The 12,850-nt window shown below is 73.1% G+C and carries 7 protein-coding genes; 6 read left to right on the top strand and 1 reads right to left on the bottom strand.

Annotated elements, in window-relative coordinates; all coding sequences use genetic code 11:
* Nucleotides 1-20 precede the first annotated feature (20 nt).
* The 6 genes from manD (at nucleotide 21) to IF22_RS0109765 (ending at nucleotide 7,243) form a co-directional block, all read left to right on the top strand.
* Nucleotides 21-1,250 (top strand): D-mannonate dehydratase ManD, encoded by a 1,230-nt coding sequence (gene manD / locus IF22_RS0109790; RefSeq protein ID WP_030330497.1) that lies wholly within the window; start codon nucleotides 21-23, stop codon nucleotides 1,248-1,250.
* A complete protein-coding gene (locus IF22_RS0109785) occupies nucleotides 1,240-1,788 on the top strand; it encodes a gluconokinase (RefSeq protein ID WP_051708288.1) in 549 nt (182 codons plus the stop codon). The genes manD and IF22_RS0109785 overlap by 11 nt, the downstream gene beginning before the upstream one ends.
* Nucleotides 1,789-1,885: 97 nt before the next feature.
* Nucleotides 1,886-3,592, top strand: coding sequence for an ABC transporter ATP-binding protein (locus IF22_RS0109780; RefSeq protein WP_030330495.1), 1,707 nt, complete (start codon nucleotides 1,886-1,888; stop codon nucleotides 3,590-3,592).
* Nucleotides 3,589-5,415 (top strand): ABC transporter ATP-binding protein, encoded by a 1,827-nt coding sequence (locus tag IF22_RS0109775; RefSeq protein ID WP_051708287.1) that lies wholly within the window; start codon nucleotides 3,589-3,591, stop codon nucleotides 5,413-5,415. Before IF22_RS0109780 ends, IF22_RS0109775 begins: the two co-directional genes overlap by 4 nt.
* Nucleotides 5,416-5,588: 173 nt before the next feature.
* Nucleotides 5,589-6,167, top strand: a complete 579-nt coding sequence (locus IF22_RS0109770) for a sigma-70 family RNA polymerase sigma factor (protein ID WP_030330493.1) — start codon at nucleotides 5,589-5,591, stop codon at nucleotides 6,165-6,167.
* Nucleotides 6,168-6,184: 17 nt separating this feature from the next.
* A complete protein-coding gene (locus tag IF22_RS0109765) occupies nucleotides 6,185-7,243 on the top strand; it encodes a threonine aldolase family protein (protein ID WP_036411132.1) in 1,059 nt (352 codons plus the stop codon).
* A 62-nt stretch (nucleotides 7,244-7,305) separates the two neighbouring features.
* Here the strand turns inward: IF22_RS0109765 and IF22_RS0109760 are convergent, their stop codons facing one another.
* The gene (locus tag IF22_RS0109760; RefSeq protein ID WP_030330491.1) at nucleotides 7,306-12,768 is read right to left on the bottom strand and encodes an ATP-binding protein; all 5,463 of its coding nucleotides are present in this window, start codon (nucleotides 12,766-12,768) and stop codon (nucleotides 7,306-7,308) included.
* Nucleotides 12,769-12,850 lie beyond the last annotated feature (82 nt).

Below are 12,850 nucleotides of genomic sequence, written 5' to 3'. Positions count from 1 at the left end.
CACTAACGGAAAGGCCCCCAGTGAAGATCGTCGCAGCAGACGTCATCGTGTCCAGCCCCGACCGGAACTTCGTCACCCTGAAGATCACCACCGACGAGGGGATCACCGGTCTGGGCGACGCCACGCTCAACGGCCGTGAACTCTCCGTCGCCTCGTACCTGCGCGACCACGTCGCCCCGCTGCTGATGGGGCGCGACGCGCACCGGATCGAGGACACCTGGCAGTTCCTGTACCGGTCGGCGTACTGGCGGCGAGGCCCGGTCACCATGGCGGCCATCGCCGCGGTGGACGTCGCACTCTGGGACGTCAAGGCCAAGGCTGCCGGCATGCCGCTGTACCAACTGCTGGGCGGCGCGTCCCGCACCGGCATCATGGCGTACGGGCACGCCTCGGGTCGCGACCTTCCCGAGCTGTTCGACTCGATCCGCCGCCACCTCGACGAGGGCTTCCGGTCGATTCGGGTGCAGACCTCGGTGCCGGGCATCAACGCGGTCTACGGCGTGGCCGCGCAGCCCAGCGCCACCGGCCAGCGCTACGACTACGAACCCGCCCAGCGCACCCCGCTGCCCGCCGAGGAGGACTGGGACACCCGCGCGTACCTGCGCCACCTGCCGTCGGTCTTCGAGGCGGTACGCAACGAGTTCGGCCCGGAGCTGCCGCTGCTGCACGACGGGCACCACCGGATGACGCCGATCCAGGCCGCCAAGCTCGGCAAGGCCCTCGAACCGTACGACCTGTTCTGGCTGGAGGACTGCACCCCGGCCGAGAACCAGGAGGCGCTGCGGTTGGTCCGCCAGCACACCACCACCCCGCTGGCCATCGGCGAGGTCTTCAACACCGTGTGGGACTACCAGACCCTGATCCGTGAGCAGTTGATCGACTACGTCCGGTCCGCCGTCACCCACACCGGTGGCATCACCGCCATGCGCAAGCTGCTCGACTTCGCCGCCCAGTACCAGATCAAGTCCGGCATCCATGGCCCCACCGACATCTCCCCGGTGGGTATGGCGGCGGCGCTGCACCTGGACCTGGCCATCCACAACTTCGGGATCCAGGAGTACATGAAGCACACCCCGCTGGCCAACGAGGTGTTCCGGCAGTCGTTCACCTTCACCGACGGCTACCTGCACCCGGGCGACCAACCGGGGCTCGGGGTGGAGCTCGACGAGGAGGCGGCGGCCCGGTTCCCGTACGAGCCGGCGTACCTGCCGTTCAACCGGCTCAAGGACGGCACGGTCCATGACTGGTGAGCGGCGCGGCGCCCGGCCCACCCGGCACGTCGTGGTGATGGGCGTCTCCGGGGCCGGCAAGACCACCGTGGCACGCGGGATCAGCGCGGCGACCGGGTTGACGTTCGCCGAGGCGGACGAGTTCCACTCCCCGGAGAACGTGGCGCGGATGCGGTCCGGCGTACCGCTGGACGATGCCACCCGGGCGCCCTGGCTGCGGGACATCGCCGCGTGGATCGCCGACCGTGGCGCGGAGGGCCGTTCGACGGTGCTCGCCTGCTCGGCGTTGAAGCGGTCGTACCGCGACGTGCTCCGTCGGGGCCCGCTCCCTGTGGACTTCGTGCACCTGGACGGGCCGGCGGAGGTCATCCGGGCGCGACTGGCAAAGCGCGAGGGGCACTACATGCCGGCCAGTCTGCTGGAGTCGCAGCTGGCCACGTTGGAGCCGGCCGGGCCGGACGAGTCGGTGCTCGTCCTCGATCTCTCGTCGGCCCCGGAGGTCCTGGTCGCGGCGGCCGTCAAGGGTCTCGGCCTGCCCTGTTCGGTGTCGGGTGGGTGAGCACCGGGCCCGCACCTCCGACCCCACCACTGAGATGTTAGGTTAGCCTTCCCTAATCATCAGTGGAGTCCGCTGCCGTGTCCTCATCGATTCGCACATGACAGTCGCCGAGACCACCGGCGGTGCGGTGCTGCGTCGCGCGCTGCGTCGACAGCGCGCCCGGGTGGCCGCCGGCATCGCGCTGCTCTGCACCCACCAGGCCACCGAAGCTCTCGTCCCGGTGGCCGTCGGCGTGGTCATCGACCGCGCGGTGGCCACCGGGGACGTCCGCGCCCTGCTGCTCTCGCTGGCCGGGCTGGCCGCCCTGTTCACGGTGCTCGCCTTCGCCTACCGGGCCGGCGCGCGACTGGCGTTCGCCGCCGTGGAACACGAGGCGCACACCACCCGGGTCGAGATCGTCCGCAGCGCCCTCGACCCGCGGGGACGCCGCTCGGGCCTGCGCGACGGCGAACTGCTGTCCGTGACGGCCTCCGACGCCGAGCTCTCCGCGCTCGTCGTGCGCGTCGCCGGACTCACCGCCGCCGCGCTCACCGCCATCGTGGTCGCCGCCGTCGCCCTGCTCGTCGTCGACATTCCCCTCGGGCTCGGGGTGCTCATCGGCGTACCCCTGCTTGTCGTCGCCCTGCAGCGGATGGCGCCGCTGCTCACCCGGCGCAGCACGTCGCAGCAGGAGGCGCTCGCCGCCACCACCGCCCTCGCCGTCGACCTCGTCACCGGCCTGCGCGTGCTGCGCGGCATCGGCGCACAGGACCACGCCGCCCGTCGGTACGCGGGGGCCAGCCGCCACGCGCTCGACGTCACCCTGCGCGCCGCCACCACCAAGGGCCTGCACCTCGGGCTCACCACCACCGTCAACGGCCTCTTCCTCGCGACGGTCGCCGGATTCGCCGGTTGGCTCGCGTTGCAGGGCCGACTCACCATCGGCGAGCTGGTGGCGGTGGTCGGGCTGGCCCAGTTCATCGCCGAGCCGGTCCAGACGCTCGGGTACTGCGTCCAGCTGTTCGCCATGGCCCGCGCCTCCGCGGGGCGGGTCGCCCGGGTCCTCGGTGCCGCGCCGGTCGTCCAGCCGGGTGACGCCGGGCCGCCCGCCCCGGGCCCGTCACGGCTCGCCCTCGACGGGGTCAGCTACGCGGGCCTCGACGACGTCAACCTGCGCGTCGGGGCCGGTGAGATCCTGGGCCTTCTCGCCTACGACCCGAGCGACGCCGAGGCGCTGGTCGCGTTGCTGGCCGGCCGGGTGCCCCGCGCGGAGCACCGGGGGACGCTCCGCGTCGACGGCGTACCCGCCGACGAGCTGCACATCGATGCCGCGCGCGCCACGATCCTCGTCGAGCAGCACGACGTGGCGCTGTTCGAGGGGACGCTGCGCAACAATCTGTGCGCCGGGACCTCCGTCGACGACGAGGTCCTGCGTGCCGCCGTCCGCGCCGCCGCCGCCGAGGACGTGCTCGCCGCGCACCCGCACGGACTGGACCGCCTGCTCACCGAACGCGGCGCGAACCTCTCCGGCGGGCAGCGGCAGCGGATCGGGCTGGCCCGGGCGCTCGTCGCCGACCCGCCGGTGCTGGTGCTGCACAACCCCACCACGGCGGTCGACTCGGTGACCGAAGGGCTGCTCGCCGCGCGATTGGCCACGGCTCGGGGGACGGGAACCCGGGGCACGGTGCTGATCACCACCAGTCCGGCGCTGTTGCGGATCACCGACCGGGTCGCGGTGATCGACCGGGGACGGGTCGTCGCCGAGGGCCCGCACGAGCTGTTGCTCGCCAGCGACGCCCGCTACCGCGAGGAGACCCTGCGATGACGGCCGAGCCGATCAGCCGGCACCTGCTGCCGACGGCCACCGGCCGGGAGACCTGGGCCGCCCTGCGCACCGAGCTGGCCCTCCTGCCGGGGCTCAGCGCCGTCGCCGGCACGTTGCTGGTCGCCGCGGCCGCGACCGGGCTGGTCGCTCCCTGGGTGCTCGGCCGCCTCGTCGACGACGTCATCGCCGGCACCGACACACCGACGGTGCTGGGCTGGGCCGGTGTGATCGCGGGCGCCGCCGTGCTCGCGGGGCTCCTCACCGCGGCCGGCGCCGCGGTCGCCGCGCGCCTCGGCGAGACCGTGCTGGCCCGACTCCGGGAACGGGTCCTCGACCGCGCCCTGCACCTGCCGTCGGCCACCCTGGAGCGGGCCGGCACCGGGGACCTGGTGGCCCGCGCCGGCGACGACGTGGCAGTGGTGACGAACGTGATCGCCACCAGCGGCCCCGCCTTCCTCGGCGCGCTGCTGTCCGTGGTGCTGACCGCGGCCGGGCTCTTCGCCCTCGACTGGCGGCTCGGCATCGCCGGATTGGTCGCGGCCCCGGCGTACGCGCTGGCGCTGCGCTGGTACCTCCGGCGATCCGTGCCGTACTACGCCCGGGAGCGGGTGGCGACGGGCGAGCGGGCGCAGGCGACCGCCGAGGCGCTGCGGGGCGCGGCGACAGTGCGCGCCTACCGGATGGAGGACGCCCACGTCGCCCGGATCGCGGATCGCTCCGGCGTCGCCCGCGACCTGTCCCTGGAGATCTTCGGCCTCTACACCCGCTTCGGGTTGCGCATCAACCGCTCGGAGTTCGTGGGGCTCGCCGCCGTGCTGCTCGCCGGCTTCCTGCTGGTCCGCGGCGACCTGGCCACCGTCGGTGCCGCCACCACCGCCGCGCTCTACTTCCACCGCCTCTTCAACCCCATCGGCCTGCTGCTGTTCGAGTCGGACTCGGTGTTGCAGGCCGGGGCCAGCCTGGCCCGACTCGTCGGGGTCACCACCCTGCCGGACACCGCGGCCCCCAGCGACGCCGAGCCCACCCGCCGCGATCGGGCCGAACCGGCGGCACTGGAGGTGACCGTCGCGGAGCACCGCTACGACGACGGGCCGGTCGTGCTGCGCGACATCACCCTGCGGCTCAACCCCGGGGAGCGCGTCGCTCTCGTCGGCGCGAGCGGCGCGGGCAAGAGCACCCTGGCCGGCATCATCGCCGGCATCATCGCGCCCACCCACGGTGCGGTCACCCTGCGCGGCGTGCCGCTGGCCCAGCTCGACGAGCACCGCCTCCGTCGCGAGATCGCCCTGATCAGCCAGGAGGTGCACGTCTTCGCCGGGCCGCTCGCCGACGACCTGCGCCTGGCCGCCCCGGACGCCACCGACGCCGAGATCACCACCGCCCTCGACCGGGTCGGCGCCACCGAGTGGGTGCGGGGACTGCCGGACGGCCTCAACACCCCGGTGGGGGAGGGCGGTCGGCAGCTCACCTCGGCCCAGGCCCAGCAGCTCGCGCTGGCCCGCCTCGTCCTCGCCGATCCGGCGGTGGCGGTCCTCGACGAGGCCACCGCCGAGGCGGGCAGCGCGGGCGCCCGGGACCTCGACCGCGCCGCGGTGGCCGCCACCGAGGGCCGTACGACGCTGGTCGTCGCCCACCGTCTCAGCCAGGCGGCCACCGCGGACCGCATCGTCGTCCTGGACCACGGGCGCGTCGCCGAGCACGGGACGCACGCCGAGCTGCTCAGCGCCGGGGGCGGATACAGCCAGCTGTGGCGGTCGTGGCGCATGCCCGACCTCGCGGTGCCGAGAGAACGCGAGAGCGCGGACCAACCCGTCCCGCGCTGAGCGGCCCGCCGGCGCTCGTCGCGTCGGACATCCGCCAGATCAGTCGAAGGTGGGACGCCCGGGAACTTTTCCGGCTCCGGCGGCGACCACCAGAGTGCGCGGCCGATCGGCGGCGTTCCGACGACGGCATCTCGGCATGAAGGAGCGCCCGGTGGCACACAGGACGGTGGTCGGTGCGCAACGGTGTCGTTGACGACGACCAGGTGACCCGGTGGGCGCGGCAGGCGGGTCAGGGTGACGGGCAGGCCGCCACGGCGTTCATCCGGGCACTGCAGGACCAGGTCTGGCGGTTCCTGTCGCACCTGGCCGGGCCGGGGGAGGCCGACGACCTGACCCAGGAGACGTTCCTGCGAGCTTTTCGCAACCTGCCCGGCTTCGCCGGCCGCTCGTCGGCCCGCACCTGGGTGTTCACCATCGCCCGGCGCGTCGCCGTGGATCACGTCCGGACGGCGGTGGCCCGCCCGAGGACGGCGTCGGTGCCGGACTGGCAGGCGGCGGCCGAGGCCGCCGGTGCGATCACCACCGACGCCGACGAGGAAGTGACGCTGCACCAGCTGATCGCCGGCCTGACCCGGGAGCGGCGTGAGGCGTTCGTCGCCACCCAGGTGCTCGGCCTGTCCTACGCCGAGGCGGCGCACGTCTGCCAGTGCCCGGTCGGCACGATCCGCTCCCGGGTCGCCCGGGCGCGCGAGGATCTCGCCGCCGCCTGGCGCGCCGACACCGACCCGGGCCACGAGCGACGAACCGGCTGAGGGTGGATACTGCCGCAATGACTGTGCGGCGTTCCCTGTTCCTGCACTCGGAGCTGCGCCGTCGGCCGCACGACCTCCTGCGGTCGATGCTGGCCCAGGTCGACCCGGCCACGCCGCCGAACGGACCGGACGGGCCGGTGGCCGCCCTCGAACGGCGGTTGGCCTCCCTGCTCGGCACCGACGAAGCGCTGTTCTTCCCCACCGGGACGATGGCCCAGCAGGTGGCCCTGCGCATCCACGCCGACCGGCGCGGCAGGCGGGCCTTCGCCGCCCACCCGCAGTGTCACCTGGAGGTCTGGGAACAGCAGGGGTACGCCGTCGTGCACGGGCTGCGCTTCCAACCCGTCGGCGACCGCCACCGGTTGATGACCCTGGCCGACCTCACCGCCGTCGCCGAACCGCTCGCTGCCGTGCTGTGGGAGCTGCCGCAACGGGACATCGGCGGACTGCTGCCGCAGTGGGACGACCTCGTCGCGCAGACCGAGGCGATGCGTGAACGCGGCGCCGCCATCCACCTCGACGGCGCCCGCCTCTGGGAGGCGCAGACGTACTACCAGCGGCCGTTCGCCGAGATCGCCGCGCTGTTCGACACCGGTTACGTCTCGTTCTACAAGGGACTGCAGGGCGCCGGCGGTGCCGCGCTCGCCGGGGACACCGCACTGGTGGCCGAGGCCCGGGTGTGGCGTCGTCGGCTCGGCGGCGACGTCTACGACGCGTGGCCGTTGGCCCTCACCGCGCTGCACGGCCTGGACACCCTGCTGCCCCGGCTACCGGCGCACCGGGAGCACGCGGTGGCGATCGCGGCGGCCATCAACGCCGACGGGGTGGCCCGCGCCTACCCGGACCCACCGCAGACGCCCCTGTTCCACGTCCACCTCCCGGTCGGGCCGGACGCCGCGACGCGGGCCGCCGACGCGCTGCTCGCCGCCGACGGGGTGGAGTTGTTCGGCCGCGTACGCTCGGCGCCGGCACCGGACCGGTGCTCGTTCGAGGTCAGCGTCGGCGAGAACGCCATGGACCTCAGCCCCGACGAGGTCGTCGGGTTCCTTCACGAACTGCTGCGCCACGCCACCTGAACGGGGCGGGCCCGGTTCCTGGTCGTCCAGGAACCGAGCCCACCCCGCCCGGTCTCGGTGGGTCACCCCAGGCGGGCCTCGATGGCCTCGATGATGCGTGGACGCAGCTCGGCGGCGCGGATGACGGCGTCCACCGAGCCGACCTCGACGGCACGGTGGATGTTGTGCACCCGATCGAACTCGGCGGCCACCTCGCTGAGCTTCTCCGCGCGCACCGACGAACGCAGCTCGTCGAGCTCCGCCGTCAGCGCGGCGCGTTCGGTGCCGGCCGCGGCGGCGGCGCGGGCCTCCAGGTCCCGCACCCGCGGGTCGGCCGACGTACGGGCGTTGACGTCGGCGGAGAACACCACAGCGGCGGCGGGTGCGCCACCGAGCACCGAGGCGAACGAGCCCTCTAGCGCCAGCACCGTCATGTTCGGGTTCAGCGCCTTCGAGAACACCACGAACGCACCGCCGTGGTAGCGCGAGATCACGCAGAAGACGATGGGACCCCGGAAGTTCACGATCGCCCGGCCGATCTCAGCGCCGTACTCCAGTTGCAGCTTGCGCATCGACTCCGGTGAGCCGTCGAAGCCGGACAGGTTCGCCAGCACCACGAGCGGTCGGTTGCCGCTGGCCGCGTTGATCGCCCGCGCGGCCTTCTTCGACGAGCGGGGGAAGAGCGTGCCCGCCGTGTAGGTGTCCGGACCGTCGGTGGGCGGGAAGCCGTGCCGCGGCACCGACCGGGACTCGATGCCGAGCAGGCAGACCGGGATACCACCGAGGTGGACGTCCTGCACGACGGCGGTGTCCGCGTCCGCCATGCCGGCCCAGCGCTCCAGCACCGGGTGGTCCTGGTCGGAGAGGGCCCGCATCACCGTCCGGATGTCGAACGGCTTCTTGCGGTCCGGGTTGGACTCGGCGGAGAAGATCTCCCCGACGGTGGCGAAGGCACTGCCCGCCACGTCGTGCGGGAAGTCGGAGATGTCCCGGTCGGTCGGGTCGGCGGTGACCGCCCGTCGGGGCGCGTCCTCGCCGGGCGCGACGTACGTGTGGTCGTAGTGGGCCATCACCACGTCGCGGGCGGCGGTCAGGTTCGGCGCCCAGTACTGCGCCTGCCCGTTCGGCCCCATCACCCGGTCGTAGCCGCCGATGCCGAAGTTGTCCTCGGCCGACACGCCGCCGGAGAAGTCGAGCGACTGCTTACCGGTGAGCACCATCGCCGAGTCCGGCGTCATCACCAGGATGCCCTTGGTGTGCATGAGCATCGTCGCCTCGGCGTTCCAGTACGGCTGCGCGCCGACGTTGATGCCCGCGACCACGATGTTGATCTCACCGCCGGCCTGGGTGAACTCGACGATCCGCTTGAGGGCCGCCGCCACCCAGTCCATGTTCTCCGTGCCGGAGGTCATCGAGATCCGCGCCCCGGCGGACAGCGCCCACCACTCCAGCGGCACCTGCATCCGCTCGGCCAGGTCCAGTGCGGCGATCACGCGCCGGCACTCCGGCTCCGACAGAGCGCCCAGCGACTTCGTCGGGTCGCCCAGCAGCACCACCCGGGTGACGCCCTGCGGGTGCCGCTCGGTCGGCGTGGTGACCACCCCGGCCACGATGGCAGCGGCGTTGCGGCCCTTCGGCCGGTCCACCGGCGTCAGCACGTGGTCGTCGTCGAGGTCGTGCTCGACGAAGTCACCGAGCCGGCCGGTCAGCTCGTACGGGTACACGGTGTTGCGGCTGCTGGCCCGCAGCACCTTGAGCCGGTACTCGTCGAGTGGCTCGATCGGCTCGACCGGCGGTTCCCCGATGGTCAGGTCGGCGCCGCCCGCGGCGTCGAACGAGATCCGTACGGCGATCCTGGTCAGCTCACCGGTGCGGCGGTCGCGCTGCCGCGCGATGAACAGGATCTCCTCCAGGCCGGCACCCGCTGTCGTCGGGCGCACCCGCCCGGCGATCATCTTCATCTCCTCGCGGGTCAGCTCGCTCGGCGGCCACACGTAGACCACGATCCGGTTGGTGTTGAAGCGCGTCTTCGACGGCCGCCGCGACTGGGCGCGGCGGATCGAGTCGAGGCAGGCGGCGATGGCGTCCTCGGTGGTCGGCAGCGCGACCAGGCGGCCGTCCTGCTCCCGCAGTTCGGTGAGGTCACGCACCTGCGCGAACGCGACGAGGCGCTCATCGGCCCGGTTCTCCCGGGCGACGCACTGGAAGAGGTAGACCTCCTCGTCCGACGACGGCAGCCGGGTCAGGTCGAACTTGTGCAGCCGCTCCAGCTGCATCCGCTGCGCGATGTACGGGTGCAGCCCACGGATCAGCCGGTCCTCGGTCAACTGGTCGCCCGACGGGCGGAAGGTGAAGTGGTGGTGCATCACCGCACCGCCGCGACCCGCGACGGTGGTGGTCACCCGCCGGACCTCAGGTGGCAGCGGGTGCGCGGCGATGACCTCGGCCAGCGCCGCCGCCATCGCGTCGAAGTCCTCCGGCTGGTTCTCCCAGCCGAGGTAGATGTCGGCGTCGACGGCGTCCTCGCCGGCGGCCAGCTCGGCCAGCCCGCGCAGGGCGCTGCCCAGCGCGTCGAAGCGCACCGCGGCGGATACCACGCTCGAGTCGGCGCGTTCGGCGACCACGAACGTGCAGTCCGCGACCGCACGGGTACGCACGCTGGTGAGCGACCGGTTGCCGTAGTACCGCCGGGTCAGCACCTCCAACATGACCGCGTTGTCGAGGTGGTCCCGAACGAGCCGCTGGCCGAGCAGCCGGACCAGCGGCTCGGTGCTGCGTACCATCTCGGCGATGCGCTCGGCGCGGTCCGGCGCGTCCGGCTGCGCGTCCAGGTGCCGCAGGTGGCCACGGACCTCGGCGTAGACGCGGGCGCGGTTGCGGCGCAGCAGCGGCTGGGCGAACCAGGCGAACACCACGCCACGGGCGAGGTCCGCGACCACGGGGAAACGGACCTGCGTCGCGGCGATCAGCCGCTCCAGGGCGAGGCCGGCCGGCTCGCGCAGCGTCTCGTCCGGCGGGGTCTCCCGCAGCCAGGCGCGCAGCAGTGCCGCGATGACCTGCGCGTCCGCGGACGCGCGTTGTTGAGCGAGGAAGATCCGGAAGACGGCGGCCTCAAGGGCGGGGGTGCGGTCCAGGTCGGTGACGCCGTAGCGGCTGAGCGCCTTGCCGAGCCTGGTCTGGAAGGCGTCCGGCAGCCCGGCCCGCTCGACGTCGAGGCTCTGCAGGTAGGTGTGGAAGTACTCCCGGGCGCTGTGGACGTGCGCGGCGCCGCCGTCCTCGCCCGTCGGCCGGTTGCGGCTCAGCTCGGCGAGATCGGCGAACACCTCGATGAGGTCGAGTTCGGCGGCCAACGTGGACTGGCCGGCCTCGATGGCCGCCCGCCGCGCGGTGAGGTAGCCGTCGAGCACCCGGCTGTCGTCGTGCGGGTCGACGTCGAAGCCGAGCAGCAGACCGCGCAGGTCCTCCTGACCGCGCCTGCTGCGCTCGGACGCCGGGACGTCCGTGGCGGCGCTGGGCAGGTCCAGTTCGACGGTGTCGGCGGTCGGGTCGCCGGCGGTCTCCTCGGCGTCGTCCGCGAGCGGCTCCAGGCGCAGCAGCGGCGCGCCCGCCTCCACCTGGCTGCCCACCGAGACGGCGCACTCCTTCAGCCGCGCCTTGAACGGCGCCCGCAGCACCGTCTCCATCTTCATCGCTTCCAGCACCAGCACCGGCGCGCCCGCCTCGACCTCGGCGCCGATCTCCAGTGGCGTGGCGACGACCAGCGCGGGCATCGGAGAGCGCAGGACACCGCCCTCATCCCGGCTGACCCGGTGCGTCACGCCGTCCACCTCGACCAGGTGGGTCGGCCCGTACGTGCCGGTGAGCAGCCGGTATCGGACGCCGTTGACGACGATCTGACCGGTGTGCCGGTCGAAGCGGTCGAGTTCGACGTCGGCGGTGCGCACGACCGGACCGGTCTCGATGCCGACCCGGAAGCGGTGCGCGCCGACCCGGGCCACCCGGGTGCGGTACCCGACGCCGCGCAGCTTGAGGTCCAACGGCCGGCCGCTGGCGTGCTGCACCTGGGGGCGTCCGCCGGCTGCCGTCGACAGCAGCCGCTGCCGCTCGACGCGCTCCTCCTCCTCGTACGCCTCGATGGCGGCGGCCGCCAGGGCGACAGCGGAGTGGCGGTGCGTGACGAGCCGGCCCTCGCCGCGGACGCGGTCGATCCAGCCGGTGTCCGCGCTGGCGTCGATCACCTCGGGCTGGTCGAGCAGGTCGAGCACGAAGCTCTTGTTCGTCGCCCCACCCTCGATGATCACCGTGGTGTTCGCCATGGCCCGGCGCAGCTTGCCGAGCGCCTCGTCACGGTCGCGGCCGTACGCGATGATCTTCGCGATCATCGAGTCGAAGTCGGCCGGGATGGTGTCGCCCTCGCTGACGCCGGTGTCCACCCGGATGCCGGGGCCGCTGGGCAGGTCCAACCGGGCGATGCGGCCGGGCGACGGCGCGAAGTCACGGTCGGGGTCCTCGGCGTTGAGCCGCGCCTCGATGGCGTGCCCGCGCTCGGCCGGCGGCGCACCGACGAGGCGTCCACCGGAGGCGACGTGCAGCTGTGCCTTGACCAGGTCGAACCCGGTGGTCAGCTCGGTGATCGGGTGTTCGACCTGCAGGCGGGTGTTGACCTCGAGGAACGCGAACAACCGGTCACCGGGGTGGTAGAGGAACTCGACGGTCGCCGCGCCGCGGTAACCGACCGCCACGGCCAGCCGCTCGGCCGACGTCTTCAGCTCGGCGGCCTGCGCCGGGTCGAGCACCGGCGACGCCGACTCCTCGATGACCTTCTGGTTGCGTCGCTGCACCGAGCAGTCGCGGACACCGAGCGCCCACGCGGTGCCCTGCCCGTCGGCGATCACCTGGACCTCGACGTGCCGGGCCCCGGTGACCAGGCGCTCCAGGAAGACGATGCCGCTGCCGAACGCCCGTGCCGCCTCCTGGCTGGTGCGCTCGTAGGCGTCGACCAGCTCGGCCTCGTTCCTGATCACGCGGATGCCGCGCCCGCCACCCCCGGCGGTCGCCTTCAGCATCAGCGGGTAGCCGATCTCGGCTGCCGCGGACCGGGCGGCGGCGAGGGTCTCGACAGCGCCACGGCTCCAGGGCGCGACCGGCACGCCGACCTTCTCGGCGATCAGCTTCGAGCCGATCTTGTCGCCGAGCTGGCGCATGGCGTCCGCGCTCGGCCCGACGAAGGTGACGCCGATCTTCTCGCACAGCTCGGCGAACGCCGGGTCCTCGGCGACGAAGCCCCAGCCGACCCAGGCGGCGTCGGCCCCGGTCTCGGTCAGTGCGCGCTCCAGCACCGCCAGGTTGAGGTAGGGGCGCGCCGACGCCGGGCCGAGATCGTAGGCGATGTCCGCTTCGCGGACGAATGTGGCGTTGCGGTCGACGTCGGTGTAGAGAGCCACCGTTTCGAGCTGGATGCCGGTCTCCGCGGCCAACTCGCGGACCGCGTGGATGAGCCGCATGGCGGCTTCACCACGGTTGACGATGGCGACACGGTTGAACACCCGAAAGACCCCTTAGCTAGACCTCGACCTGCATGCCGCGAGACGACGGCTCCCCGCAGTGATCACCTTTCCGCGTGGCGGC

It is taken from the genome of Micromonospora parva (assembly GCF_000718515.1).
Lineage (GTDB): Bacteria > Actinomycetota > Actinomycetes > Mycobacteriales > Micromonosporaceae > Micromonospora > Micromonospora parva.
This window is presented reverse-complemented; position numbering and strand designations above follow the sequence as displayed.

Coding starts and splice junctions, on each gene's coding strand:
- IF22_RS0109785 (WP_051708288.1), top strand. CDS start 1,240: ATGACTGGTGAGCGGCGCGGCGCCCGGCCCACCCGGCACGTCGTGGTG.
- IF22_RS0109780 (WP_030330495.1), top strand. CDS start 1,886: ATGACAGTCGCCGAGACCACCGGCGGTGCGGTGCTGCGTCGCGCGCTG.
- IF22_RS0109775 (WP_051708287.1), top strand. CDS start 3,589: ATGACGGCCGAGCCGATCAGCCGGCACCTGCTGCCGACGGCCACCGGC.
- IF22_RS0109765 (WP_036411132.1), top strand. CDS start 6,185: ATGACTGTGCGGCGTTCCCTGTTCCTGCACTCGGAGCTGCGCCGTCGG.